Below are 25157 nucleotides of genomic sequence, written 5' to 3' on the forward strand. Positions count from 1 at the left end.
ATCTGCTAGACCACAAACCATGAGTGATGACGCCCCCCAGCCTGACCGTATAGACGGTGCGCGCCACCCGCGCGACACGCCCCAGCTGTTCGGCCAAACGGCGGCAGAGGCGGCGTTTCTTGATGCGTTTAATTCGGGCAAATTGCACCACGGCTGGCTTCTGACCGGCCCGCGCGGCGTCGGCAAGGCCACACTGGCGTGGCGCATTGCGCGATTTCTGCTGGCGACGCCGGACGCAGAGGACGGCGGCATGTTCGACACGCCCGCCCCCACCAGCCTGGAAATAGACCCCGATCACCCCGTAGCGCATCGTGTGGCCGCAGGGGGCGAAGGGGCTCTCAAGGTGATAACGCGGTCAGTGGACGAGAAAACCAAACGTCTGCGCAAGCAGATCGTGGTAGATGACATTCGCAAGCTGAACGGGTTCTTCCAGATGTCAGCCGCCGATGGGGGGCGCCGTGTGGTCATTGTTGATGACGCCGACCTGATGAACCCCAACGCCGCCAACGCCCTGCTCAAGATGCTCGAAGAGCCCCCCGCCCGCGCGATCATCCTGTTGATCAGCCACCGCCCTTCAGGGTTGCTGCCCACCATCCGCTCGCGCTGCCGGACGCTGCGGCTTGGTACGCTGACGCCGGACGACATGGCACTGGCCCTTGGCCAATCAGAGGTGGACATTCAGGGCGATCCCGCAGCGCTCGCGGCGCTCTCTGGTGGGTCGGTCGGCGGCGCACTGTCGCTGTCGCTGATGGGCGGGCTGGCGATGTATGGCGAACTGGTCGCCCTGCTCGATACGATGCCCCGTCTGGATCGCGCCCGCGCGCTCAAGCTGGCCGAGGCCGCCGCCGCCCGCGGGGCCGAAGAAAAACTGTCGCTGCTGTTCACGCTTGTTGATCTGCTGATGCTGCGACTGGCGCGCACCGGTGCCCTTGGCCACCCGCCTGAAACCGCCGCCGCCCCGAACGAAGCCGCTGTCCTGACCCGACTGTCGCCCACACCGGCACAAGGACGGGTCTGGGCAGAGACCGCCCACGACATCGGCACCCGTGCGCGTCACGGGATGGCGGTCAACCTTGACCCTGCCGCACTGGTCCTAGATACCCTGTTCAAGATGGGCGACGCCGCACCCCGGTAGCCCACACACGACCAACAGGCAGGACCCCAGGCATGACAGACAGTACTCTCGACATTCACCCGATCACCGACAGTCATTGCCACCTGGATTTTCCCGATTTCGACGGCGAACTGCCCGATGTGATTGCCCGCGCCCAAGCCGCAGGCGTCACGCGCATGGTCACCATCTGCACCAAGCTCAAGAACGAACCCGCCGTGCGCGCCATCGCCGAGGCACACGCTCAGGTCTTCTATGCCGCTGGCACCCACCCGATGAGCGTCGCAACCGAGGCCATGGCCAGCTATGACGATCTGATGGCCCTGACCAAACACCCCAAGATGGTGGGCATTGGCGAAACGGGGCTGGATTACCACTACACCGCAGACAGCGCCGAAGCGCAGCAAACCAGCCTGCGCACCCATATCGCCGCGTCCCGTGACAGCGGCCTGCCCCTGATCATCCACGCCCGCGACGCCGATGACGATATGGCCCGCATCCTCAGAGAGGAGCACGCCAACGGTGTCTACCCCTGCGTGATGCACTGCTTCTCTTCGACGCAAGCGCTTGGTCGGGCCGCGCTGGATCTGGGGTTCTACCTGTCGATGTCGGGCATTACCGCATTCCCCAAATCCCAAGACCTGCGCGACATCTTTGCCGAGGCACCGCTGGACCGGATATTGGTGGAAACCGACAGCCCTTATCTGGCCCCGCCCCCGCATCGCGGTAGACGGAATGAACCAGCCTTTACCGCGCACACGGCACGGCGCGGTGCCGAAACCTTTGGCATCGACTACGCCAGCTTTGCCGCGCAAACACAGGCGAATTTCGACCGGCTGTTCACCAAGGTGGCACAGTATCAGGACGCCGCCTGATGGCACAGATGAAGATCACCATTCTGGGCTGCGGTTCTTCGGGCGGGGTGCCGCGCCTTGGCGGACATTGGGGGGCCTGCGATCCGGCCAATCCCAAAAACGCACGGCGACGCTGTTCCATTCTGGTAGAACGCATCACGGACGCAGGCACGACATCGGTGCTGATCGACACCTCGCCCGATATGCGCAGCCAATTGCTGGATGCAGGCGTCGGCCGGCTGGACGCGGTGCTGTACACCCATTCTCATGCCGACCACGTACACGGGCTGGACGATCTGCGGATGATCGTGATCAACATGCGCCAGCGCCTGCCCGTCTGGGCCGACACACCGACGCGCGACGCACTGTTGGACCGCTTCGGCTATGTCTTTATCCAGCCCCCCGGATCGTCCTACCCGCCTATTCTCGAAATGAACCACATCGACGGCGACGTGACGATTGACGGCCCCGGCGGGCCCCTGACCTTTACGCCCTTCCTCGTGAACCATGGCGGAATGGATGCGCTTGGCTTCCGCGTCAACGATGTGGCTTACCTGCCCGATGTGGCGCAGATCCCCGACGACATCTGGCCCCACCTGCGGGATCTACGCTGCTGGATCGTCGACGCGCTGCGCCGCGATCCGCATCCGACCCACAGCCACCTTGCCCAGACCCTCGACTGGATCGCACAGATGGCCCCGCAAACGGCTGTGCTGACCAATATGCACAACGATCTCGACTATGACACGCTGGCCGCGGAAACCCCCGACCATATTGAACCTGCCTTTGATGGCATGACCTTGAATTTTCCCGTCTAAACAGCGCCCTGCCTGCCTAACTTCATTTTGCCCACTAAACTCCACGGGGGGCGTGGGGGTGTGAAACCCCCACTGCGACAGCGCCTCCCGCACCCAAGGCCATATTTCACGTGCAAACCCTTCTCGAAGTCATCCTTCCCGTCTTCCTTGTCATCGGCTTTGGCTATGTCTCTGTCTGGCGGGGGTATTTTCCAGTCTCGGGCATCGACGGTGTCATGCGGTTCGCGCAAAGCTTTGCGATCCCCTGCCTGCTGTTCCAATCCATCGCGCATCTCGATCTGTCGGCCTCTTTCGACCCACGACTGCTGTTCAGCTTTTACACCGGTGCAGCGGTCTGCTTTACGCTGGGGCTGCTTGGCGCGCGGTTCTTGTTCAAACGTGACTGGGAAGACTGCGTCGCCATCGGGTTTTGCAGCCTCTTTTCCAACTCTGTCCTGCTTGGCCTGCCGATCACCGAACGCGCCTATGGCCCCGACGCCCTGATCGGGAACTTCGCGATCATCGCAATCCATTCTCCGTTTTGCTACGGGTTGGGCATCACGGTGATGGAGTTTGTGCGGAACCGCGGCCAGTCTGGCACAGCTTTGGCACGCAATGTGGCGCGGGCGATGTTCCACAATCCGCTGGTCTTGGGCATCATCGCGGGCTTTGCTGTGAACCTGAGCGGGCTGGCGATCCCCGGCGTGATTGATGACGCGCTGTCGTTGATCGTTCGGGCCGCCCTGCCAGCGGCGCTTTTTGCACTCGGCGGCGTGCTGATCCAATACCGTCCCGAAGGCGACACCAAGACCATCGCGATGGTCTGTATCCTGTCCCTAATGGTGCACCCCGCGATTGTCTGGATGATGGGCAGCAGCTTTGGCCTGCCCCAAGACCTGTTCCGCTCGGGCGTGTTGACAGCGGCGATGGCACCGGGGTTCAACGCCTATATCTTCGCCAATATGTATGGCCGTGCGCGCCGTGTGGCCGCAAGCTCGGTGTTGGTGGCGACAATGGGATCGGTCCTGACGGCATGGCTGTGGCTGAGCGTGCTGCCATGATGCCGGTGCTCTATTCCTTCCGCCGCTGCCCTTATGCCATGCGCGCGCGATTAGCGCTGCGGGCGTCGCGGGGCCAGCAGGTGCAGCTGCGCGAAGTTGTTCTGCGCGACAAACCGGCTGCCTTTCTGGCGACCTCGCCCAGTGGAACGGTGCCCTGCCTTGCGCTTGGATCGGGCGATGTGATCGATGAAAGCCTCGACATCATGATCTGGGCGCTGCGCAAGAACGATCCCGAAGGGCTGCTGGATATGCCTGACGCGGGATGGGACTGGATCAGCCGTTGCGATGGGCCGTTTAAACAGGCGCTAGACCGCACCAAATACGCCACCCGCTATCCTGACGCCGACCCTGTGGCAGCGCGCGCTAAGGCGGCGACCCACTTGGCGGCACTGGACGGGCAAATCGGAACCCATATTTTTGACGCCCCCAGCATTGCCGACTTGGCGATTGCCCCCTTCGTGCGCCAGTTCGCTTTCATCGACAAACAATGGTTCGACGCGCAGCCCTGGCCACAGCTTCAGGCTTGGCTAGAGCGGTTTCTGACGTCCGACAGTTTTGCCGCCGTGATGGACAAATACCCGCAATGGGCAGAGGGCGACGCGCCCACGGTTTTTCCCGCCTAAAGCGGCAACCGCTACGCCCTGCCCCGATATACGCTGCATTGCAGCACATGTTACCCTACGTCACGAACGCCGCTCTACGTCCTGACACCTGTCAGTCAGGTTGCCACAGCGTCCCGCCCCCTCCTAACCTCGGGTCGTGAGCCCACCGGGCCACGACAATCGGGAGGAAATATAATGAACCATTTCAGATCAGGCTTGGTCGCCGGGGCGCTGGCCCTTGGCACCGCCTTTGCCACCCTAACACCTGCATGGGCCCAAGAGCTGCCACGCGGCGACGCGACCGCCTTGGGCTTCGACCCTGACCGGCTGGCGCGGATGGACGCGACTTTTGGCGCGCTTGTCGACAAGGGGATGACGCCGGGTGCCGTGCTGATGTTGATCCGCGACGGTCAGATTGCGCATGTATCGACGATGGGCAAACGCACTCCCGACGGGGAGCCGATGACCGAAGACACGCTGTTCCGCATCTATTCCATGACCAAACCCATCACCAGCGTCGCTGCAATGATGCTGGTGGAAGAAGGCAAACTGCTGCTGAACGCCCCCGTTTCCACCTACCTGCCCGCCTATAAAACACTGACGGTCGCCACTGGCGAGAAAGACGCCGAAGGCAAGCCTGTGACCCGCCCTGCCAAAGGCGTGATGACCGTGCAAGACCTGATGCGCCATACTTCGGGGCTTACCTATGGCTTCTTCGGGGCCGGTCCCGCACGCGAGGCGTATAATGCAGCAGAGGTCGGATCGCAGGAAAACACTGCGATCGAACAGGCCAATCTGCTGGCGTCACTGCCGCTAGAGCATGACCCCGGCACCACATGGGAATATTCCCGCGCCACGGATGTTTTGGGTGCCGTGGTAGAGGTCGCGTCGGGCCAAACGCTCGAAGCGTTCATGAAGGCGCGTATCTTTGATCCGTTGGGGATGGACGACACCGCGTTCTATATCGACGACGCGGCAGATTTCCCCCGCATCGCCGAACCCTTCGCCGATCAAGCCAAACTGGGCAGCCGCGATGTATTTGATCCGCGCGTGCGCAAACCAAACCAGTCGGGTGGCGGCGGGCTGATGTCGACCGTGCATGACTATGCCAAATTCGCGCAGATGATGCTGAACGGCGGCGAGTTGAACGGCACACGTTTGCTGTCGCCCAAGACCGTGCAGCTGATGACCTCGAACCACCTTGAAGGCATCAAACCCGGAAAATATTACCTGCCCGGCCCCGGGTACGGCTTTGGTCTGGGATACGGTGTGCGGCTTGAAACCGGCAATGCGCCGTCGTCAGGCTCGGCTGGGGAATACAACTGGGGAGGTGCCGCAGGCACCGGCTACCACGCAGACCCCGCCGAAGATATGATTGCCCTGTTGATGATCCAGTCGCCGGCCAATCGCGGGCCGCTGCGCCTGATCTTCAAGAACCTCGCCTATAGCACCTTGGCCGAAAGCCGCATCGACGACTGACCCCCTTGGGGCACGCGTGCCCTACCCCTAAACCCGCGCAAAAGGCCCCCAATGTGGGGGCCTTTTGTCGTGTGGGACGACAGATTACTGGCTTGGCGTAGAAAATACCCCTAGAATTTCATACCGGCCATTGTCACCGTGATGGCGCGCGTTAAGTCATCGCATTGATTATAAAGGGTTCACATTGTGGCAACAGAAACACTCGGCGCGCTTAATCCTGTAACAGCTATCGCATTGGTGGGCGCGATCGGGGTGGGGTCACAATGGATCGCATGGCGGCTGCGCATGCCTGCGATTGTGCTGATGCTGGTCGCGGGGATTCTGATCGGGCCGGTTCTGGGCATCTTTGATCCCGCACGTGATATCGGGCCGTTGATGGGGCCGATGATCTCTATCGCCGTCGCGATTATCCTGTTCGAGGGCGGGCTGTCGCTGAACTTCCACACGCTTCAAGATGCGGTCGGCGGTGTCCGGCGGCTGGTCTATATCGGCGCGCCGCTTGGCTGGCTGATGTCGGCGCTGTCGCTGCACTATGTGGCGGGCCTCAGCTGGTCGAGCTCTGCCGTGTTTGGCGGGATCATGATCGTGACCGGTCCGACGGTGATCGCACCGCTGTTGCGCACCGCACGGCTGTCACGCCGCCCTGCCACCCTGCTGCAGTGGGAAGCAATCTTGAACGATCCCATCGGTGCCCTAGCCGCTGTGCTGGCGTTCGAGGTGGTGATCGCGCTGAACACGGCCACCACCGCCTCTGAGGCGATGCTAGAGCTGCTGATCGGTGCCGCCGTGGCCACTGCTGCCGGTGTCGCTGCTGGCATTGGTCTGTCGCGGGCCTTCAAACGCGGCTGGGTTCCGGAATACATGAAAGTGCCGGTGCTGTTTGCCCTGCTCTTGGGGGTCTTTGCGGCATCTGATTCGGTGCTGCACGAAAGCGGACTGCTGGCGGTGACCATTATGGGCATCGTGATCGCGAACTCCAAACTGCCCAGCTACGAAGAAATGCGCCGCTTTAAAGAGCACGCGACTGTGTTGCTGGTATCGGGCGTGTTCATCCTGCTGGCTGCGGGTCTGGACGTCGAAGCGCTAAGCAACCTTGATTGGCGCGCCGCGGTCTTTGTGGCCGTGGTGGTGCTGGTGGCACGGCCCGCGACAGTATTTATCTCGCTTATCGGGTCGGGCATTCCGTTTCGTGAAAAGCTGCTGGTCGCCCTGACCGGTCCACGCGGCGTGGTGCTGGTGGCTGTGGCGGGTCTGTTTGGCGAACGCCTTCTGAGCCTCGGGTTCGAGGACGCCGCCCTGATCGCACCGCTGGCCTTTGCACTTGTCGCAGTGACGGTGGTCGTGAACGGTTTCACCCTCGCCCCCTTTGCGCGGCTGCTGGGTCTTACAGGAGCGGATACGCCCGGTGTGGTCATCATCGGCGGGTCCGACTGGACCACACAACTGGCCGAAGTGTTGAAGAAAGTGGAAATTCCCGTCCTGATGACCGACCCGAACTTCATCCGCCTGCGCAAGGCCCGCGCAGCAGGGATCGATACGTTTTCAGGCGATATCCTGTCAGAGGCGGCAGAGCAGCGGGTCGAGCTTGTGAGCTATGCGACCCTGATCGCAGCCACGGAAAACGACGCCTATAACACCTTGGTCACCACCGACCTTGCCCCTGAATTCGGCCGCGAGAACGTGTTTCAGGTGATGCGCGAAAAATCCGAAAGCAGCCGCCACCAACTGCCCCGCACCCTTGGTGGACGGCCCCTTGGGCTTGATGCGACCCACGCCGAACTTCGCCAATTGGTGGCTGAAGGATGGCAGTTCCGCAGCACGCGCCTGTCAGAGGAATTCACGCTGGAAGATTGGCGCACCGAAAGCCCTGACGCCCGTCTGCTGGCGCAGATCACCACCAGCGGCGAGATCAAGTTCATACGCAAGAACGAGGAATTCAAAGGTGGGGCCGGCATCCAGGTCATCGCCCTACGCCCGCCAGAGGCGTAATCGGCAGCGTTGCCCGCGCCCCATTCCACCCCGACGGGTATTGAGGCTTTGTATATACCTCAATTGCACCATTTTTTCGCCACACCGATCAGGCAGTTGCTTCAGTCATGTAGGTAACCAACTGAAAAGGCACATCTATGTTAGTAAGTTCACTTTTCTCTGGCTCTAGCCAGCAGTCCCAGCCCAAAGCGGCCGAGACGCAAAAAGACACGGCCGAAACCAACGAAGCCGAAACACAAAGCAATCAGGAGGCCGCGCAAGAAACGCAGCCTTCTGCCGAAGCTGCTCCGGCGCAGTCGTCACAGGCCGCGGCCCCTGCACAGAAAGCGCAAACTACCGAGGCACCGGCATCCGCCACTGCCACGCCAGATGCGAAAGACACCGGCATGAGCGAGGCGCAAGCCCGCGCCGCCGCAGAAGCCCGCATCGAAGCCGCACAGGCACGCAGCCTGATCGACCAGATCGCACCGGTCAGCAGCTCGCCCCAACAGGCTAATAAATCCTACCTGTCGGCACTGCTGAAATCGAACGCCCCAACCGAGGCAGCATCGGCGAAATCTATCGCTGAGCCCGTCGCCGATAAAGCCGTCAAACCGCTAAAAGCAGCGGCATAACCCACGCAAATCCCGTCGCGCCCGACATCTTTGGGCGCGACGCATTGGTTTCGACACACAGATCAGGCCAAAGCCGCCACGCGGCACCAAGACGACATATTTCAGCAGTATAAATATGAGAAAAGTGGTGCGGGTGAAGGGACTCGAACCGTTGTAGGGGGTGTAAAAACTACTGATTGATTGACCGGTTGCTGTCGGGCTCAATCTCTTATGGCGTTTTGACCTTCCATTGGGGTCAGTAGGTCAAGGGATTTCATACTTATTAGCCTACTGATACTAAATCCGCTGACTATCAGTAGGTCACATATTTCTCAGCGCAGCTCTCCTGTGGCTAGCCACCGGCAACACGTTGTTAGTTGTGGGAACTTTCGGAAGATCCACTAAAAGGTCGTTTGCTAGGTCAATGAAGGCTTGATAGAAGCAGCCTCGCTGTTAACGCGCCCTTATACGGCAACGCAAACATAACATCACGTTCCTGTCCTATTGCCAATATTTCAATACGTCTAACGCCCCTATTCGGGAACTGCTATTTACTCAATCGTCGACCAGTGTGTGATTCCGAGATGAAAGATAACTCTCCTCTGCCGGAAGATTTGCTGGTAGGCGAGTAATATTGGTAGAAGCAAGAACGCTGTACAACACATGCCGAAAATCGATTTACGCCAACAAACTGATATTATTTATGCAATTAGAACTTTGGAAGCGTACTAATGAAAAATGTGGCCGACTTTAGGAACTTCCTTTCGGATACCGTCAACCTTAATCAAACCCGACTTGGTCAACTAAAGACGCGGGTTACCACGATCAAGAATTTTATACGCGACTCCGATTGGGAGCCGCAGATTTCAACCTTTGTCGAGCATGGTTCTTGGGCGCACGACACTGATCTGCCCCCATTGGTCCCTCACTCATAATGAGAGTTTGCAGGTTTGTTTTTGATAGTTGGGGGTTCCGGATTGGGCAAGCGCGGTGGGCGCGGAGACCTCAAATTGCTCAAACGCCTGCCGCGCTTGCTGTGGCGTCTGTTTTCTGGGCGATGAGTGCGGCCTGACGGTGTTGTAGTCGTAGCGCCAGAGGGCCAGCTTCCGCCGAGCATCATCCAAACTGTCGAGGATCTCCTCATTCGGCAGTTCGTCGCCCAGGCTGCCGTTGAATGACTCGATGAAGGCGTTCTGCTTTGGCCTGCCGGGATCGATGTAATGCCATGGAATTGCGTTCTGGTTGGCCAATCGCAGGATGGCCCGACTGGTGAACTCGGTCGCGTTGTTGCTGACAATACAAGCGGGCTTTTCGTAGATCCGCACCAGCGCGTCCAGTTCCCGAGCGACACGCGCGCCGGAGATGCTGGTGTCTGCAATTAGGCCCAAGTTCTCACGGCTGCAGGCGTCGATCACCGCTAGGATACGGAACTTCCGTGAAGCCCCGAAGCTATCGGAGAGAAAGTCCAGCGACTACCGTGCATTGGGGTGCACCGCCTGCGGCATAGGAGTGCGTATGCCTTGGGCCCGCTTGCGACCGCGGCGTCGTTTCACTGAAAGCCCTTCGTCCCAGTATAGCGGATAACGTTTCTTGTGGTTCATGATCACATCTTTACGTTCGAGCAAAACGCCGATCCGACGGTAGCCGAACCGACGCCGCTTGCCGACAATCTCCTGCATCTCCTTGCGTACATCACGCACGCAGGGTATCCGGCCCACAACTAATCTTAGGTGCAATCGATTTGATCGTTGCAGAGTGGCTGTCAAATTCACCCTTATGTTCGAATACCATCCGCACGGCACGTTCGCGCACTTGAGGTGAATATCTGTTTCCACACTCGTTCTTTTCCATAGCCAGTATCCTTGCTTCTGGGTCTCCGGCAAACAAGAGGCAGTTCAGTCGCGGCTAGGTCGTCGGAACAGCCCTCAAAGCGAAGCATTTCATCATGCGCTGAAGTTAAGTTTTTAGCTGCACTATATCTCAAATGGGGTGTGAATAGCCCCAGTATAAGGCCAATGGCGTGTCTGCGTAGATGTAAAATGGTTCACTGGTGACATGACCATCTCTTTCTAGAAGATATGCAAATAAGGAAGGCGCATCGGTTTTTTTCGATATTAAGATTGGGTCCAATTGTCGTAGACCGCGTTTTGACAAACATACTTGTTGACCAGAAAGCGCTGATCCCTTTTGCGTGTTTTTTACTATCAGACGCTTTTGGAAAGCTATCGAGCCTTGCCTTTTTGACAACCTACCAAACCACACGAGGTGGAAAGGTAGCAGCACACTCGGTCTAGTGTTTTGTCGGGTTAACGTCATTTTTAGCTCAGTCATAGGTCGCTCCCATTTTGGGAGCAATCTATGACTGAGGTATGGGTGCTTGTCTAGGCTTTCAGGAGCAAGCAGCTTGGCAGGCGCAGTTCACACAGATGCATACCGATTGCTTCGGCAAGAGATCGTTAGGGTTAGGCTAGAGGCAGGTATGTCTCAGGCAAAACTTGCTAAAATACTTGGAAAGCCAGCATCCTATGTTGCTAAGTACGAGCTTGGGGAGCGGCGATTGGACCCAGTAGAGCTTTGCGTCATACTTAAGGTAACCAGTGCCGATTATGAGCTTTTCTTTCTAAAGTTGTATGAAGGCTCGCCAATACGGTTGTGATACCCGCCTTCGTACCGATCATCTTTAATGACCTTGAGTAGCTTAATATTGATAGACACAATTGACGTGTCACGGTTTTATGCCGCTCCTTTAATTGAGCTACTCCCCATTAGTTGGACAGGATCTGGCGTGATTTAAGCTACTCTTTGCACCTGCTGATCGGGGTTGGTTGTTTCGTTTCGCTGCCAATAGATCACAGCGGGTGGTTTACCGCCAAGGGCGGAATGCGGTCGCTTGTGATTGTAGAACTCGATCCACTTTCTGACGCCAGCCTTAGCTTCTGAGCCGGTTTCCCAAGCATGCAGATAGACGCACTCGTATTTCAGAGACCGCCACAGTCGTTCGACAAAGATATTGTCGAGGAACCGGCCTTTGCCGTCCATTGAGATGCGGATGCCGGATCGACGCAGGCGGTCGGTCCAAGCAAATGACGTGAACTGAACCGCCCCGGGTTTACCGGAGAGTAAAACTCTCCAAGGATGACCCTTATGACACAACGCAAACATACCCCGTCTTATACGGCTGAGTTCCGCGCGCGCGGCGTTCGGCTTTTCAATGAACAACGCTCGGAATATCGCAGTGACAACGCTGCTTATCAGGCAATTGCACCCAAGCTGGGCTGTGCGCCAGATAGCCTACGGGGGTGGTGTCGTCAGTCTGAACGCGATGCTGGTGCCCGCAACGGTCCCACCAGTGAGGAAAAGGCCCGGATCAAAGAGCTTGAGCGTGAGGTTCGGGAACTGCGCCAAGCAAATGAGATACTGAAGAAGGCTTCCGCGTATTTTGCTCAGGCGGAACTCGACCGCCCGTTCAGGAAATGATTTCATTCATTAAAGATTACCGCACAGACTTTGGTGTCGGGTCGATCTGCAAGATTTTGCGGGTCGCACCATCGTCCTACTATACAAATTTGGCGATCAGACGAGACCCCCGGCTCGCCTCAAACAGGGCGCGCCAAGACGTAACGGACAGCGTGGAAATCCGGCGCGTTCACGATGAAAGTCGTGGCCGTTATGGCACCAGAAAGGTCTGGCACCAGCTGCGCCGTGAGAGCAAGGACATCGCCCGATGCACTGTCGAACGCTTGATGAAAGTTATGGGATTACAGGGCGTTGTTCGCGGCAAGCCAGTCATCACGACGAACCCCGATGCCTCTCAGCCGTGTCCGGACGATAAAGTGAACCGCGAATTCAAAGCACAATCCCCAAACCAGCTCTGGGTCAGTGACTTCACTTATGTTTCCACATGGCAGGGCATGGTTTACGTCGCATTTGTTGTCGACGTCTTTTCTCGAAGGATCGTCGGTTGGCGGGTCTCAACATCGATGACAACAGCCTTTGTGCTTGATGCCTTGAACCAGGCGATCTGTCAGCGCAGCCCTGAAAAAGGCGGCGGGTTGATACATCATTCCGACCGCGGATCTCAATATTTGTCCATTAAATACACTGAGCGATTGGCGGACGCTGGGATCGATCCATCTGTCGGAACCGTGGGAGATTCCTACGATAATGCCCTCGCTGAAAGCATCATTGGCCTGTTCAAAACTGAGGTTACAAAGTTGCTCGGCCCATGGAAATCAATGGGCCAGCTTGAATGGGAAACGCTGAAATGGGTCGATTGGTACAACACCAAGCGCCTGCACAGCGCCATCGGATATGTCACGCCGCATGAAGCAGAGGAGATGTTCTATGCAACCTTGAACCCAAATGAAAAAGCAGCCTAACATTCGAACCAAACGCTCTCCGGCAAACAAGGGGCGGTTCAAACTGGCTTCCCTGATCCGTATTCATGATCTGTGGCAAACCAAATTTGTGGATGGCCTCGTTCAGGGCGTCGACGCAGAACTCCGCTTCCAGCGTGTTTGATATGCGCCACGCCAACACCTTGCGGGTGTGCCAGTCCACCCTTTCGGGATCATGCTGCGCATAACCCTGTCGGGCAAAGGATGGCAACCAAATACAGAAAGCCTCGCCGCATCGGTAGATAGGTGATGTCAGCGCACCAGACTTGGTTGGGCCGGTCCACGCGCAGCCCACGCAGCAGATAGGGGTAAATCTTATGGCCTTTCGCAGCCTTGCTGGTGTTGGGTTTCTGATAAATCGGCATGAGCCCCATCAGCCGCATCAAACGCCTGATCCGCTTTTCGTTCATCAGATGATCTTCATTGCGCAAATGCCATGTCATCTGACGCACTCCGTAAAACGGGGTCTCCAGGAACTGCTTGTCCCCTCTCATCGAAACTGCGTTTCGACTGCCGGGCAATGGATCAGCCGCATCAGATCGAGGTTCCTCTCCGTCTCGCCCTTGGGATCATAGTAAAACGACGACCGCGAGATCGACAGCAACGCACACTGCTTGCTGACTGACAGACTTGATAGGTTCGGCTCAATCATCCTGCGCCTCACCTGCCGGTCCAAGGCTTGAGCTTTCTGGCCAAAAAATCGTTGGCGACGGCCAACTCCCCGATCTTGGCATGTAGATCTTTGACCTGCTCTTCATCGACTTCCGGTGCTTTCCGGCTGCCCCGCTCGAAGACCCCTGATGCGCCTTCAAGCAGTGCCCGCTTCCATTGATGGATCATCGTCGGATGAACCCCAAACCGGCTGGCAAGCTCGCTCACCGTCTCTTCACCCTTCAGCGCCTCTAACGCCACCTTGGCCTTAAACTCTGGATGATGTTGCTTCCGTTTCGACCTATCTGATCTCCTTCGTGTTGAAGATCAGCAGACTACAAATCGCAGCTTACGTCAGTGTCCGATTTTCGGGGGGTAGCTCAAATCCAGATGAGCCCGTACCTTAACATTTTTGGACCCGAGCTGCCTAACCAACATTACGGTTTGGTAACCCTTTGGTAAACGTATCGCTACCGTATCGAGGTTACCCCTGTACAAAAGGGGCAAGCATGTTTGGAAAAGCAGGGTGGTACTTGGGGCTTGTAGCAGCAGCTATTGTGTTTGCAGCGACTGAAGGCGCTCTGTTATCGATGGCGGCGTCGACTCTTGGCAGGTTTAGCAGCGCAAAAGAAAGCAAAATATTTGACCCTGACCGGGTTCATAAATTGACGACCTCGAACACTTTTTCCCTGCTGGCTGCCGGCGATATAGCGGCCTGTCGCGTGAACGGAGGTATTGACCGGCTTAACCGAAATATCCGGTATGCCCTAGGGATAGAGCGACCGGCTCCTGAGCCCAATCAAGGGATGCTGGTGACGACTTCCATCTTGAACAAGTTTTCCGATCTGCCGGTGCTCGCACTCGGGGATCTCGCCTACAAACGCGGTGAGCCAGTATCATTCAGCGACTGTTATGATCCCTACTGGGGGCAAGCAAAACAGCGAACTTGGCCTACACCCGGTAACCATGAATATCAGTCGATTGGCGCATATGGATATTTCGACTATTGGGCCGACCGTGCTGGTCCGGACCGGAATGGCTATTATGCTCTTCAGGCGGGGAAATGGATCATTCTTTCATTGAATAGCGAGGTTGACGCCTCTCGAGGTTCTCAGCAAGCTCTCTGGATTGACGATTTGCTGTCCAACAATCAGGACAAGTGCATCGGGGCATTTTTTCACAAACCAGCGTTCTCGGCAGTCGAGCGCAGCGCCTCAAACAATGCCAGACTGCTGTTTTCGAAAGTAGCTGACGCTGGGGCTATATTCGTTCTTAATGGACACAATCATTTTTTCGAACGGACGGTCCCGCTTAATGGTGATGGTCGTCCTTCGAGAGGGGGAACGACGGTGTTTGTAGCCGGTGCCGGTGGTAAAGTCACCAATCAAGCAATTCCCGGCAACAATCGAACTGCCGAAATAGTCACCAAGGTTGCTGGAATTCTTAAGTTGGATTTTGGTGAAAATGCCGTCGATTGGTCGTACGTCGGCGGCATGGATGCTGATGAAGTATCGAGAGGCCACCTGACTTGTTCGTAATTTCAAAATTTTAAAAACGAACGTTCCATTTCGTTTACCCGTGCCGCACAATTAGGGGAAACGTTCCCTATCTAGGGCGCTCACATTAAAAGTTTGCGGCTGCACGCGAGTAAGTTTAGCGCTTTTACCTGACCCGTTCATCGTAGCAATATTATCCAGTCCGACGTGTAGATATGTACGGACTCTCGGGACACTTTCTGTAAATTACCCAATTTGGGGTGGAGGAAGTTTTCATGACGAACGAAGAACGAGACATCCAGCGCAAGCTTAAAGTGCTCCAGCACGCCGAGAAGATCGGGAATGCCCCGGTATTTTGGGATTGGGAGATCCAGCTTCTACAGATGGCGTGATGCCTATCAAAAGCATGGCGAAGCCGGTTTGAAGAATGACAAATCAATTCCAAAGAACCCGGCCAATCAAACGCCGCCCGAGATCGTTGAGAAGATACTGTATCTGCGCCGGAAGTATCATCTGGGGCCGATCAGGATCGTCTGGTACTTGGCACAGTACCACAGCATCAAAATCTCGGATGCAGGGGTCTACTGCATCCTCAAGCGCAATGGCCTCAATCGGCTGCCCAGAGGCACACGAATGCGTAAGCTACACACCAAGCGCTATCAGAAACAGGTACCCGGCCATCATATCCAAGTGGGCGTTAAGTTTCTGACCTTCAAAGGAAAAAGTGGCGAGAAAGTGCGCCGATTTCAATTCACTGCGAATGACCTGCCCCCCGAAACTTCCCTCAGTTTAATGTAGAGTTTGCTCAACCTTCGAAGGAGCAAACAGATGCGACAGAGCCGTTTTACTGAAGCCCAAATTATCGGAATGATCAAAGAACAGGAAGCTGGCATGCCGACGGCAGAGGTGTGCCGCAGGCATGGCTTGAGTCCCGCGTCGTTCTACAAGTTCAAAGCCAAATATGGTGGCATGAACGTTTCTGATACTCATCGCCTTAGATCGCTGGAGGATGAGAACGCCAAGCTGAAGCGCCTTCTGGCGGACACGATGTTGGACAATGTTGTGTTGAAGGATTTGCTGGGAAAGAACTGACGACACCGAATGTGCGACGGGCCGCAGCACGCAAGGCAATGCGAGACCATGATATCTCGCAGCGCCGGGCGTGCAGGCTTGTCGGTGTCGATCCCAAGACCGTCCGGCGCGATCAGTCACCGGATAATCCAGAAGTTCGCGAAGAGATGAAAGCGATTGCCAGCAAGCGACGGCGCTTTGGCTACCGCCGGATCGGTGTGCTGCTGGAACGCAAGGGAAGGATCATGAACCACAAGAAACTGTATCGCCTTTATACTGAAGAAAAGCTGGGCGTTAGACGGCGCAGGGGCCGCAAGCGTGCGCGTGGCTCGCGGACACCAATGCCGGTTGCTTTGCGTCCTGGCGAGCGTTGGTCCTTAGATTTTGTGTCGGATACGTTCGGCGCGTCACGCAAGTTCCGCATGCTGGCTGTAAACGACGATTGTTGCCGCGAGAACCTCTGCTTGGTGGCTGACACCAGCATCTCGGGCGCTCGTGTCGCGCGGGAACTTGACGCGCTTGTCCGTATTTATGGAAAGCCTGCCTGCATTGTCAGTGATAACGGCACGGAGTTTACCAGTCGTGCGATCCTAAAATGGGCCGGTGATAACGACGTTGATTGGCATTACATCGACCCCGGCAAACCCCAGCAGAATGGCTTCATAGAAAGCTTCAATGGCAGCCTGCGCGACGAGCTGTTGAATGAGGAAATCTTCGATACGTTGGATGACGCCCGTCGCAAGCTGGCACTCTGGCGATACGACTACAACAACGTCAGGCCGCACTCATCGCTTGGGAACCAAACACCGGCAGAAGCTCGTCGAGCGCTTGAGCAATTTGAGGGCTCCGCGCAAGACGCGCTTGCCCAAACTGACGACGAAGAATATGAAACCCAGACCCGCAAACTCTCGTTATGAATGAGGGAGCCTCGGGGGGCAGGTCACCATCGATGACGCAACTCGAGTTCGTGCTCTCAAGATTTATGAGAAACACACGCAGGCAAGCGCGGTCGACTTCATTAATCACATTATCGAAAAGTTCCCGTTTCGCATCCGTGAAATTCGGACAGATAACGGCCACGAGTTCCAAGCCAAATTCCATTGGCATGTCGAAACCTCGGCATCAGACACGCCTACATCAAACGAGGCTCCGCAGCTCAACGGCAAAGTCGAGCGCTCACACCGATCCGATCAGCAGACATTTTACCAACTTCTCAGCTACAAAGGTGACGTCGATCTCGTGGCCAAACTCGACGAATGGGAACGGTTACACAGCTTCGTCAGACCGCACGGTGCCCACAACGTGCAAACCCCTTACGAAGCTCTCAGAGACAAGCTACAGTAACCCAGAAATTGTCCCGCAGGTCCGTCCAGGTTACAGCCTGAGAGTGTCTAGTCAGTTGGATCCGCTTTAACTTCCAGCGTTAGGTCCTTAGTCGCCCAAAGCACGAGCAAGACGCCTGATCCGTAGCGCACGATTAAGCTCCCCTCCGAAGATCAGGAGGAGTGCCGCAAGATACATGAAGTAAAGAGCGGCGATGATCCCCGCCATGCCGGCGTAATAGCTGGCGTAGGTGCCAAAGCGGCCAACGTAGAACGCGAAGGCAGTGGCAAGGAGCGTCCAGGCGACTGCTGTGAAGATGACTCCCGGCCAGATGTTGGAAAACTTGGTCCGACGGGCTGGCAGCAACACATGTGCTGAAAGGAGTGCAACAAGAAAAATGGTTGCCGAAGCCGGAAAACGGATCAACCTTACAGTAACCGACGCGGGATCGAAGCCTGGTATAAGCGCGTGCATCCAAGACCCGGCCCGCGGGGCGAGAACCAGCAGGTAGCCAACGGTCACCAAAACCAGACTGGCGAGGACGACCATGGCGATTTGCAATCCGTAGACCACAACAATTGATCGGGTTTCGCGAATTCCGTAGGCGCGGTTGAGACCCACTCGTACACCGTCAACGCCCCCAACCGCGAACCAGATCGTTAGCAGGATACCAATGCTGAGAACACCACCACGCGGCACCATCATAACTTTTTCGACTTCTGAAACGAGCGGCTCAATGAGGGGGGATGGCACGATGGCGATCAGAAAATCTACCAAATGATCCGCCATTGCGCGATCTCCGATGAAGGCCGTCATCGCGCTCGTAAAAATCAGGAATGGAAAGAGCGCCAGCAAAGCTCGGAAAGCGACATTGCCTGCCAGGCCGAACGCATCGTCGTTCCAAAGTCGCAGGATCGCTTCATGGAGCACTGCTCGCATGACGCGCCACCCCTTGCCATAGAATAAAACTTCTGGGTTCTCACTGAGAACCCCGTGGGTCATGACGATCTCGCGTCCTGAATGCTGAGGCGACTTGGCGTTCACGATCTAATCCTGCTTCGATAGGAAACCCTCACGCTACGAAAAGCAGGGATTGAATAAAGGATATCTTTGTCATGCAGGAGGCACCACCGTGAAGTCGACAGCGAAAAGCCCACGCTTATCACTATTGGTAATACGGTTTCACACCACGCGAAGGCAGTTGCCTTCAAGCTTGTTTACGAATGCGGTCCCGCAGCATTTTGCGAATGCACAAAAAAATTGGGCGACGCGAACGGCCCATTGCCGCCTTTCACCCTTTGGTCGACATGCTGCGCTGCGGCCCGTCGAACCAGCCATCCGTGCATCGCGCAGCATACTCACCGCTTAAACGTCGGTCTGCGGACAAAGCGAGCTTTCGCTGCGGCGGCACCAATGTCGGCTTCGGTGAAAGTCGTTCAACAAAGGGTGGTTTTTGGAACCATTATCCCCGAAACGTTTTAGGGCACATACTCAGAGTTACGGTCTATTCTGTTAAATGTCATCTTGATCTGCTGGCGGCACGATGTGGGGCACAACAGCCAGAATGGTCAGCACGACTACTGTTGAGAGGACTGCGGTCGCTTCCAGGCCAAGTCCAACGACCACTCCGTCCCCGCCGTTGCCCAGATGTTTGCCGCCGTGGTCAGCCCTCTTATTTTTTGCTGACCGGCACGGACTATGATTGCTCCAGCACCCAAGAACCCAACACCTTGGACAATACCTTGCAAAACGCGCGACATGTCCGAAATTTCCATACCACTTTGTAAGGGGGCAATAACAAAAAGTGCAGCACCAACGGCCACCAGCATATGCGTCCGCACACCAGCGCTGCTTGCTTTGAGCTCGCGTTCATAGCCTAAAATGCCACCCAAAATTGCAGCCAGCACCAAGCGCAGCACAATCCGCGTCATAGTGGACAGGTCGGGAATGTCGGAAAATTCGGTAACAATGGCCGTCCAGATTTCTTGCCACATGGCGGTTTCCTTCAATTTAGCCGAGTAATGAGCGTCCGACTGGGTCAGCCATGCCAGCAAACCAACCTGAAGGCTAAACGCCCACCTTTCGTAAGAAGGGCATTACGCAATCACGTGACGTAAAACATCAATAAAACAGGGCTAACATAAACTGTAAGACCGAGCATAACGAACAACCCGTCACGGGCCAACATGCCGAAAGCGAGCAATGCTACTGCGCCACCAACCAAAGAAGACGAAAACGGGACAAACTCCAAAAAGGGCATCACAAGGCCGGATAGAACGCACACTATTTGGGGAATGAATATTAACGGGCGATGCACGAAGACAGTCAATCGGGCATGTGTATGGGTGTCCAGCCACGCTAATGCTGGACGCAGCCGTTGGAAGACAGACCTCACACGCGCACTATTAGTTTGGCGTCGTAAGAGCCATTGTGGAAGCCAAAGACGATCCCGGAGCAATAACATTTGCACCGCGACGAGAAATATCAAAACCCCCATCAGAGTTGAGAACAATGGGATACCACTCAGCGGTGTCGCAACAGCAATAGCCGGGAGCAGTAACACCGGGGTGAAACTCGCATGCCCAATGGCTTGCACCAGATCATTGATATCCACTTGTTCTTTGTGGGTCGCCTCAACGACACGGTCCACAATAGCGGTCAAGATTGCTTTGTCCTCTGACACAATATGTCCTTGTCGACAGTTTCAGGCGCGCAATCGAAAGAGGTGTTAGAAAACCCTGTCGATCCAGTACGGTCCATAGTGGCTTAAAACAATTATGCGGCCGTTCCTGTCAAAAACAGAAAGATCATGTAGGCAGCATATGCCAACAGCATCAGCACACCCCATATTCGCCCAATGCTGCGTGTCGCGAAGAGAAGGCCCAGCAGTAACAGGCTGGCCCCCAACATAAGCGGGGTATCTATTTCACGGAACCGGGCGTTCACACCAATGGGTTGGATCACGACTGTTATGCCAAGAATGGCGAGAATATTGAAAATATTCGAGCCAATGACATTGCCCAGCACAACATCAGACTGTCTGCGGATCGCGGCAACGACGGCAGTGGCGAGCTCTGGCAGGGACGTGCCGATCGCAACCAGAGAAAGGCCGATCACCGCGTCTGAGACGCCGTATGCGCGTGCAATAGACACCGACCCCTGAACCAGAAAATCAGCCCCAAAGACAAGGGCCGCAATACCAGCGAGCACGAACAGCGGGGCTTGCCAGGGGCGTTCCATGGGAATGTCTTCAAATGCCTCGGCCTCATGCTGGAAGCTTTTTGCTTTCCGGTCCCGTTTTTCGATCCAGTAGGTCGAAAACAGATACCCAGCCAGAACCACCAGCATAGTGATCCCTTGCATGCGGCTGATCACATCGCCCTGAACAAGCCCCACGACTGCCAAAGCGACGAGCGTGGAAACAAGCGCCTCGCGGACGGCAGTTCGGTCCCAGCCGATAATTGGCGTGATAACCGCTGCAACCCCCACGATAAGCAGGATATTTGCGATGTTTGATCCCACCACGTTGCCAAGAGCAAGCTCTGGGGATCCATCAAGTGCAGCATTTACGGACACCAAAAATTCCGGCGTCGATGTACCAAACCCCACGATGAGAAGCCCGATCAGAAGCTTGGAAATGCCAAAGCGCTCGGCGATGGCAACAGCGCCCCGCACGAGGCCTTCGCCGCCAACAAAAAGAAGAACAAGGCCAGCGGCCACCAAGAGAAGATCGTGAAGCATTTACTTATCCAGGTTTAGAGCCGCCGCAGCGTTCGAGTTACAGAAGGGTGAGATCACCAAACAAGTCATGACTCTGTTTGCGAGGGGGACCTGTTGGGTCAGAGACCTTTCTTTGCGACGAAGTAGGACGGGCCACTTTAGTCACACTCGTTTCTGTCGGTTGTTTCGTTCGGCATTTGCGTCATGCATAATAACCCCGCTTCGAGATTGGTTCTTTCCAGAATTGCGTCTTCGAAGACTGCGGCTTTAAGGTTTGCGTTTTCAAATGACACGTTGATAAGTCGCGCCCCGGAGAAACTGACACCCGTCAGATCAGCAGACTCAAATGAAACATTCTCAAGTGTGGCGTTGTCAAATAAAGCAATATTTAATCTTGCTTCGGAAAAATTGACATCCCGTATTGTGGATTCCGACAGGTCAATGGCCGTAAGCTTTTGACCAGACAAGTCCAGTTCCTCAAATACACAGCCACGGCATTTGCCGAGCATGCGCAACTGCTCCTCTCCACCTGTTTCCTGTGCACTGGCAGGGCTCAAAAACAGCGAAAAAAGAGCGCCAAGAAGCCCCGCACGCCCGGGCCGGGCTATAAATATTTCCAAGTGATCCAGTCCTGCTCTGTGAGGCGTCCTAAAAATCAAACAGTTCGCCAAGAAAGCCTTCGCGCCGCTTTTTCTTATAAGGTTTACCGTCGCTGTCGCTTTGGCTGAGGTCACGATGGCGATTATCATCCCGGCCGTCGTCACGAAAGCGGGCGACCTCTCGCGGAGTAGATGAAGAGTTTCCACGCTCGATTATCTTGTCCAACTCACCCCGATCCAACCAAACGCCGCGACATTGCGGGCAATAGTCGATCTCGACGCCGGAGCGATCCGTCATCACAAGCTGGGTTCCGTCAATTGGACACTGCATCAGTCACTCTCCTTCATAGGTGCTAACTATCTGGGGGTGACAACCGTGAAGCACAACCTTGAACCGCGATTTTGTTTTCTACAAATCGAGCCTGAATCACCGCTTCAGGAGCTCCACTTCTGTGGCGCAGGTTGCCGAGTTCATGTATCTGTTTCGCTTTCAAACACACAATATATTAAACACGATTTGCAGAAGTCGTTTCATGGCTCAGCGCGCGAATGGCGGCCTGGCTGATGAGATAGGCCCTTCGAGACGGGGTGGCTTTCATCAGTATTATTGCCGTCGACAGGACGGCAGTGGCCTCCCAGCCGAGATCTGCAACATACCGATCGCTGCGGTCGTCCAAATGTTTACATCTGTGGTCAGTCCTTGGATTTTTTACTGACTGGCACGGACGATTATCGCGCCAGCGCCCAGAAAACCAATCCCCTGAACAACCCCCTGTTTGATACGCGACATATCCGGCATGGGCATACCACTCTGCAAGGGTCTAATTACGAAGAGCGCCGCACCTACAGCCACCAGCATATGTGTCCGTCCCCCCGACGCTCCAAGATTTGAGTTCAAACCTAAGCATGCCGCCCAGAACCGCAGCAAGCACCAGGCCCAGAGTAATGCGCGTTATGGTAGACAAATCGGGAGTGTCAGAGACATTCACTCAAGGTCGTAGCCCAGATTTCCTGCCCCATTGCGAAACCCTACTCTGTTCGAAAGTTTACACGTTCATAACCGCAGTGCTCTTACGCCTGACATCTATATTTCACGCCAATAGAGTGGCGTTAGCAGAACGAAAACAGTTAGCAGTTCCAGACGGCCGAGGTACATGCCGATGGCCAAGAGCGTCTTTGCGGGATCACTTAGAGACTGAAAGTTGCCTGCGGGGCCAATAATTGGGCCAACGCCAGGCCCAACGTTTGCAACTGCCGTCAATGCGCCGCTGACTGCCGTTTGGAAATCGAGTCCCAGAAGACTGAGAGAAATAGCGAGGACGGCCATTGTACCAAAATAAAATAAAAAGAACGTTATTACACTTGAAATTACATCGTCTTCGATCTTTCTGCCTTCATAGCGGGCAAATGCGACCACATGGGGTGTGCGAACGTGTGCAAGTTCAGCTTGCGTTGCGCGGAAAAAGACAATCCAGCGCATCATCTTGGCACCACCCGATGTTGAACCAGTACAGCCACCAACGACGGTCAGGATAACAAACGTAGCTACAGCGAAGGACCCCCAGGTGGTATAGTCTGTCGTCGCGAACCCTGTTGTTGTAACAACCGAGGCAACGTTGAAAACGGATTCACGGAAAGCCTGCTCGATGGGTTTTCCTGAGGTTATGGTCAACCATATCGTAAGGAGAACGCTCGTACTCAGAACGAAGGTCAAAAGCATACCAACCTGGCCACTCCTGAATGATCGTTTCAGGATTACCCGGATGTACCAGGCGAAAGGCAACCCACCCAATAACATGAACACGGTTGCCGTATATTGCAGAAAGGCGCTGTCAAAATACCCGAAGGAAGCATCATAATTCGAGTACCCTCCAGTCGAGAGGGTCGTCATCGCATGTGTAAGTGCGTCGAATGGCTTCATGCCACCAATACCATAGAGTATGGCGCATAACCCCATAAGAATCCCGTACATCGTTAGTGTTGCCAATGCGAAACGTGCAGCGTTTCCGAATTCCTTGTCGCCCTTTTCGGAACTCTCGGTGCGAAAAAGCTGCATCCCGCCAACTTTGAGGATAGGCAGTAGAGCGACGCCAGTGACGATGAACCCAATCCCGCCAATCGACTGAAGCATCGCGCGCCAAAGCAAAATACCCCGTGGCGTTTCATTGAGGCCCGTCATGACCGTCGAGCCAGTGGTTGTAATTCCAGACATCGCTTCAAAGAACGCATCCACGGGCGACAGCCCCCACAAGTAGAGTGGCAGGGCACCCGCCAGCGCTGCGATCATCCAGACACTGGCAGTCAGAAGAAACCCAAACTGGGGGCGAAAAGACATCTTGGGGCGGCCGTTTGCGATTAGGATCAGACCACCCAAAAGACCGGCAATGAGGAAGCTCTCACCAAAAGCACCAGCGGTTTGCGGGAAAATGATGGCAACAAGACCCATCAACCCCCCCATTGTCACACAAGTTATGCCACTGACCATAATGATGAAATTCATGATAGACCAAGTCTCTAAAACTGGCTTTCCAAAGCCTTGGCGAAAGGAAATCGACCCGCGTTATGGAGCTTGGTCACAAGATGATGCCATTTACCAGACGGTGAAACCTCAAAAAGGCAAATCTTAGCATACCCAATTGAAGCAAAGATTCAGATCCTGTCGGTTTTGGGGCCAACACCCCAGAGTAAGGATTTATGCGCCCAGCCGGTATATCCATCTGCGGTCAATTCGCACCATTCGCCTTGGCAATCGTGGAGCCGCGCGATGACGTTTTCTTCCAGTTTGGCCCTCACGTACGCGGTTTCAGACGGGTTGGTGCGCAGTGCGAGAAGATCTTTTTTGACGATCACTGTGCGTATGCCCGACAGCAAGACATAATGCACCCAGCCACCTTGGTCGTCACTGTCGATCACGCGACGCCAATGGCCGTACTCAGCAATGATCTGCAACGGCATTCTCCGACGCTGGAACACCCAATCAATGCGGTAGGTCAGGCCTGGTCCACGGCGCACATTCGCTTTTTTTGCTTTCAGACTGACGTAGCGGGGCAGTGGCAGTTTGGTTTCCTGTCCCACATCCGGCGCTGCAAAGCTGGTCGAAATCGATAGCGTGTTCTGCGCCATCAAGGGGGTGACAACCGTAAGGGCGGTCAGAAAACACAGGATATGTGAAAGGGTCATGAATGCCGCCTCGATCTGCCTGATGGGAACGGTGGTTCTCGTGCAGGGCACCCCTGACTGGCACTGTGCCACCATATAGAGGTATTGGAAAGTGATGCAGGGAGAATATGCCGAAGAAAACGATGAGTATTTTCGTGACGCGACAGTCACCGGAGGCTTCCGAGATGCGGTGACACTCGAAACGCGGCGCTTGCATCACAGACAACGCGCCGCATAGTGCAATCCACCAGATGA

The 25157-nt window shown here is 55.7% G+C and carries 26 protein-coding genes, 6 pseudogenes and 1 other annotated feature; of the genes and pseudogenes, 16 read left to right on the forward strand and 16 right to left on the reverse strand.

Features of this window, described 5'->3' with window-relative positions:
• The first annotated feature begins 19 nt into the window (after positions 1–19).
• The 9 genes from E5180_RS06420 (at position 20) to E5180_RS16040 (ending at position 9421) form a co-directional block, all read left to right on the forward strand.
• Complete coding sequence (locus E5180_RS06420) at positions 20–1135, forward strand: DNA polymerase III subunit delta' (RefSeq protein ID WP_138923659.1); 1116 nt, start codon at positions 20–22, stop codon at positions 1133–1135.
• A 32-nt stretch (positions 1136–1167) separates the two neighbouring features.
• Positions 1168–1986 carry a TatD family hydrolase gene (locus tag E5180_RS06425; RefSeq protein ID WP_138923660.1) on the forward strand — a complete coding sequence of 273 codons (819 nt, stop codon included), beginning with the start codon at positions 1168–1170 and terminating at the stop codon, positions 1984–1986.
• Entirely contained in the window at positions 1986–2783 is a 798-nt protein-coding gene (locus E5180_RS06430; RefSeq protein WP_138923661.1) for an MBL fold metallo-hydrolase, read from the forward strand. Before E5180_RS06425 ends, E5180_RS06430 begins: the two co-directional genes overlap by 1 nt.
• A gap of 110 nt (positions 2784–2893) precedes the next feature.
• Positions 2894–3823, forward strand: a complete 930-nt coding sequence (locus tag E5180_RS06435; RefSeq protein WP_138923662.1) for an AEC family transporter — start codon at positions 2894–2896, stop codon at positions 3821–3823.
• Positions 3820–4446, forward strand: a complete 627-nt coding sequence (locus E5180_RS06440) for a glutathione S-transferase (RefSeq protein ID WP_138925132.1) — start codon at positions 3820–3822, stop codon at positions 4444–4446. Before E5180_RS06435 ends, E5180_RS06440 begins: the two co-directional genes overlap by 4 nt.
• 174 nt (positions 4447–4620) lie before the next feature.
• Positions 4621–5904: a serine hydrolase domain-containing protein gene (locus tag E5180_RS06445; protein WP_138923663.1), complete on the forward strand. Its 1284-nt coding sequence runs from the start codon at positions 4621–4623 to the stop codon at positions 5902–5904.
• Positions 5905–6090: 186 nt separating this feature from the next.
• Complete coding sequence (locus E5180_RS06450) at positions 6091–7893, forward strand: cation:proton antiporter (RefSeq protein WP_254700547.1); 1803 nt, start codon at positions 6091–6093, stop codon at positions 7891–7893.
• A 137-nt stretch (positions 7894–8030) separates the two neighbouring features.
• Positions 8031–8507, forward strand: coding sequence for a hypothetical protein (locus E5180_RS06455; protein ID WP_138923664.1), 477 nt, complete (start codon positions 8031–8033; stop codon positions 8505–8507).
• A gap of 710 nt (positions 8508–9217) precedes the next feature.
• A complete protein-coding gene (locus E5180_RS16040) occupies positions 9218–9421 on the forward strand; it encodes an SMODS domain-containing nucleotidyltransferase (RefSeq protein ID WP_171048905.1) in 204 nt (67 codons plus the stop codon).
• On the opposite strand, the pseudogene E5180_RS06460 reads toward E5180_RS16040, so the two are convergent.
• Together E5180_RS06460 and E5180_RS15700 are read right to left on the reverse strand one after the other, a co-directional pair.
• Positions 9416–10180 (reverse strand): annotated as a pseudogene (locus tag E5180_RS06460) (IS3 family transposase); the annotation flags it as partial. The gene E5180_RS16040 and the pseudogene E5180_RS06460 overlap by 6 nt on opposite strands.
• A 4-nt stretch (positions 10181–10184) precedes the next feature.
• Positions 10185–10337: pseudogene (locus E5180_RS15700) on the reverse strand (IS3 family transposase); the annotation flags it as partial.
• 586 nt (positions 10338–10923) lie between these two features.
• Here E5180_RS15700 and E5180_RS06465 point away from each other — a divergent pair.
• Positions 10924–11142: a helix-turn-helix domain-containing protein gene (locus E5180_RS06465; RefSeq protein WP_441351442.1), complete on the forward strand. Its 219-nt coding sequence runs from the start codon at positions 10924–10926 to the stop codon at positions 11140–11142.
• Positions 11143–11276: 134 nt separating this feature from the next.
• Here E5180_RS06465 and E5180_RS06470 read toward each other — a convergent pair.
• Positions 11277–11582: pseudogene (locus E5180_RS06470) on the reverse strand (transposase); the annotation flags it as partial.
• 48 nt (positions 11583–11630) lie between these two features.
• Here E5180_RS06470 and E5180_RS06475 point away from each other — a divergent pair.
• Positions 11631–12865 (forward strand): IS3 family transposase gene (locus E5180_RS06475; protein ID WP_138923666.1). Its coding sequence is split into 2 segments (ribosomal slippage): positions 11631–11925 and positions 11925–12865, totalling 1236 coding nucleotides; the frame shifts between segments, so codons are not numbered across the junction.
• Positions 11918–12034: a sequence feature (AL1L pseudoknot), on the forward strand. (Overlaps the previous gene by 117 nt.)
• Here the strand turns inward: E5180_RS06475 and E5180_RS16100 are convergent.
• From E5180_RS16100 to E5180_RS15895, 4 genes and pseudogenes are all read right to left on the reverse strand, one after another.
• Positions 12801–13046 (reverse strand): DDE-type integrase/transposase/recombinase, encoded by a 246-nt coding sequence (locus tag E5180_RS16100; RefSeq protein ID WP_441351437.1) that lies wholly within the window; start codon positions 13044–13046, stop codon positions 12801–12803. The genes E5180_RS06475 and E5180_RS16100 overlap by 65 nt on opposite strands.
• Before the next feature lie 10 nt (positions 13047–13056).
• The gene (locus E5180_RS15890) at positions 13057–13377 is read right to left on the reverse strand and encodes an IS3 family transposase (RefSeq protein ID WP_138923667.1); all 321 of its coding nucleotides are present in this window, start codon (positions 13375–13377) and stop codon (positions 13057–13059) included.
• Positions 13374–13535 (reverse strand): hypothetical protein, encoded by a 162-nt coding sequence (locus tag E5180_RS15705; protein WP_171048908.1) that lies wholly within the window; start codon positions 13533–13535, stop codon positions 13374–13376. Before E5180_RS15705 ends, E5180_RS15890 begins: the two co-directional genes overlap by 4 nt.
• An 8-nt stretch (positions 13536–13543) precedes the next feature.
• A pseudogene (locus E5180_RS15895) lies at positions 13544–13819 on the reverse strand (transposase); the annotation flags it as partial.
• 224 nt (positions 13820–14043) lie between these two features.
• On the opposite strand from E5180_RS15895, the gene E5180_RS06495 reads away from it, so the two are divergent.
• From E5180_RS06495 to E5180_RS06510, 4 genes and pseudogenes are all read left to right on the forward strand, one after another.
• Positions 14044–15072 (forward strand): metallophosphoesterase family protein, encoded by a 1029-nt coding sequence (locus tag E5180_RS06495; protein WP_138923669.1) that lies wholly within the window; start codon positions 14044–14046, stop codon positions 15070–15072.
• A gap of 233 nt (positions 15073–15305) precedes the next feature.
• A pseudogene (locus tag E5180_RS06500) lies at positions 15306–15795 on the forward strand (helix-turn-helix domain-containing protein); the annotation flags it as partial.
• Positions 15796–15858: 63 nt separating this feature from the next.
• A protein-coding gene (locus tag E5180_RS06505) for an IS3 family transposase (protein ID WP_138922942.1) occupies positions 15859–17018 on the forward strand; the annotation gives its coding sequence in 2 pieces (ribosomal slippage) (positions 15859–16108 and positions 16108–17018; 1161 coding nt in all).
• 28 nt (positions 17019–17046) lie between these two features.
• A pseudogene (locus E5180_RS06510) lies at positions 17047–17445 on the forward strand (integrase core domain-containing protein); the annotation flags it as partial.
• 87 nt (positions 17446–17532) lie between these two features.
• Here E5180_RS06510 and E5180_RS06515 read toward each other — a convergent pair.
• From E5180_RS06515 to E5180_RS06550, 8 genes are all read right to left on the reverse strand, one after another.
• Complete coding sequence (locus tag E5180_RS06515) at positions 17533–18468, reverse strand: YihY/virulence factor BrkB family protein (RefSeq protein WP_254700548.1); 936 nt, start codon at positions 18466–18468, stop codon at positions 17533–17535.
• Between the two features lie 533 nt (positions 18469–19001).
• Entirely contained in the window at positions 19002–19418 is a 417-nt protein-coding gene (locus E5180_RS06520) for an MgtC/SapB family protein (protein ID WP_206338732.1), read from the reverse strand.
• Positions 19419–19528: 110 nt separating this feature from the next.
• Positions 19529–20107: an exopolysaccharide biosynthesis protein gene (locus E5180_RS06525; RefSeq protein ID WP_138923670.1), complete on the reverse strand. Its 579-nt coding sequence runs from the start codon at positions 20105–20107 to the stop codon at positions 19529–19531.
• 92 nt (positions 20108–20199) lie between these two features.
• Entirely contained in the window at positions 20200–21165 is a 966-nt protein-coding gene (locus E5180_RS06530; protein WP_138923671.1) for a calcium/sodium antiporter, read from the reverse strand.
• 137 nt (positions 21166–21302) lie between these two features.
• A complete protein-coding gene (locus E5180_RS06535; RefSeq protein ID WP_254700549.1) occupies positions 21303–21764 on the reverse strand; it encodes a pentapeptide repeat-containing protein in 462 nt (153 codons plus the stop codon).
• 28 nt (positions 21765–21792) lie between these two features.
• A complete protein-coding gene (locus E5180_RS06540; protein ID WP_138923672.1) occupies positions 21793–22074 on the reverse strand; it encodes a TFIIB-type zinc ribbon-containing protein in 282 nt (93 codons plus the stop codon).
• 378 nt (positions 22075–22452) lie between these two features.
• Positions 22453–22602 carry an MgtC/SapB family protein gene (locus tag E5180_RS16045; protein WP_206338733.1) on the reverse strand — a complete coding sequence of 50 codons (150 nt, stop codon included), beginning with the start codon at positions 22600–22602 and terminating at the stop codon, positions 22453–22455.
• Between the two features lie 225 nt (positions 22603–22827).
• The gene (locus E5180_RS06550; RefSeq protein ID WP_138923673.1) at positions 22828–24243 is read right to left on the reverse strand and encodes a TrkH family potassium uptake protein; all 1416 of its coding nucleotides are present in this window, start codon (positions 24241–24243) and stop codon (positions 22828–22830) included.
• Between E5180_RS06550 and E5180_RS16000 the strand changes: the two genes are divergently transcribed.
• Positions 24242–24370: a hypothetical protein gene (locus E5180_RS16000; protein ID WP_302664658.1), complete on the forward strand. Its 129-nt coding sequence runs from the start codon at positions 24242–24244 to the stop codon at positions 24368–24370. The genes E5180_RS06550 and E5180_RS16000 overlap by 2 nt on opposite strands.
• A gap of 22 nt (positions 24371–24392) precedes the next feature.
• On the opposite strand, the gene E5180_RS06555 is transcribed toward E5180_RS16000, so the two are convergent.
• Positions 24393–24866: an SH3 domain-containing protein gene (locus E5180_RS06555; protein WP_171048973.1), complete on the reverse strand. Its 474-nt coding sequence runs from the start codon at positions 24864–24866 to the stop codon at positions 24393–24395.
• Positions 24867–25157: the final 291 nt, after the last annotated feature.

Origin of the sequence: Sulfitobacter sp. BSw21498, assembly GCF_006064855.1 — a bacterium.
Classification (GTDB): Bacteria; Pseudomonadota; Alphaproteobacteria; order Rhodobacterales; family Rhodobacteraceae; genus Sulfitobacter.

Coding starts and splice junctions, on each gene's coding strand:
- E5180_RS15705 (WP_171048908.1), bottom strand. CDS start 13,535: ATGATTGAGCCGAACCTATCAAGTCTGTCAGTCAGCAAGCAGTGTGCG.
- E5180_RS06425 (WP_138923660.1), top strand. CDS start 1,168: ATGACAGACAGTACTCTCGACATTCACCCGATCACCGACAGTCATTGC.
- E5180_RS06555 (WP_171048973.1), bottom strand. CDS start 24,866: ATGGCGCAGAACACGCTATCGATTTCGACCAGCTTTGCAGCGCCGGAT.
- E5180_RS06420 (WP_138923659.1), top strand. CDS start 20: ATGAGTGATGACGCCCCCCAGCCTGACCGTATAGACGGTGCGCGCCAC.
- E5180_RS06495 (WP_138923669.1), top strand. CDS start 14,044: ATGTTTGGAAAAGCAGGGTGGTACTTGGGGCTTGTAGCAGCAGCTATT.
- E5180_RS06540 (WP_138923672.1), bottom strand. CDS start 22,074: ATGCAGTGTCCAATTGACGGAACCCAGCTTGTGATGACGGATCGCTCC.
- E5180_RS16000 (WP_302664658.1), top strand. CDS start 24,242: ATGATAGACCAAGTCTCTAAAACTGGCTTTCCAAAGCCTTGGCGAAAG.
- E5180_RS06520 (WP_206338732.1), bottom strand. CDS start 19,418: ATGTGGCAAGAAATCTGGACGGCCATTGTTACCGAATTTTCCGACATT.
- E5180_RS06430 (WP_138923661.1), top strand. CDS start 1,986: ATGGCACAGATGAAGATCACCATTCTGGGCTGCGGTTCTTCGGGCGGG.
- E5180_RS06530 (WP_138923671.1), bottom strand. CDS start 21,165: ATGCTTCACGATCTTCTCTTGGTGGCCGCTGGCCTTGTTCTTCTTTTT.
- E5180_RS16045 (WP_206338733.1), bottom strand. CDS start 22,602: ATGCTGGTGGCTGTAGGTGCGGCGCTCTTCGTAATTAGACCCTTGCAG.
- E5180_RS16040 (WP_171048905.1), top strand. CDS start 9,218: ATGAAAAATGTGGCCGACTTTAGGAACTTCCTTTCGGATACCGTCAAC.
- E5180_RS06455 (WP_138923664.1), top strand. CDS start 8,031: ATGTTAGTAAGTTCACTTTTCTCTGGCTCTAGCCAGCAGTCCCAGCCC.
- E5180_RS06440 (WP_138925132.1), top strand. CDS start 3,820: ATGATGCCGGTGCTCTATTCCTTCCGCCGCTGCCCTTATGCCATGCGC.
- E5180_RS06550 (WP_138923673.1), bottom strand. CDS start 24,243: ATGAATTTCATCATTATGGTCAGTGGCATAACTTGTGTGACAATGGGG.
- E5180_RS15890 (WP_138923667.1), bottom strand. CDS start 13,377: ATGAGAGGGGACAAGCAGTTCCTGGAGACCCCGTTTTACGGAGTGCGT.
- E5180_RS06445 (WP_138923663.1), top strand. CDS start 4,621: ATGAACCATTTCAGATCAGGCTTGGTCGCCGGGGCGCTGGCCCTTGGC.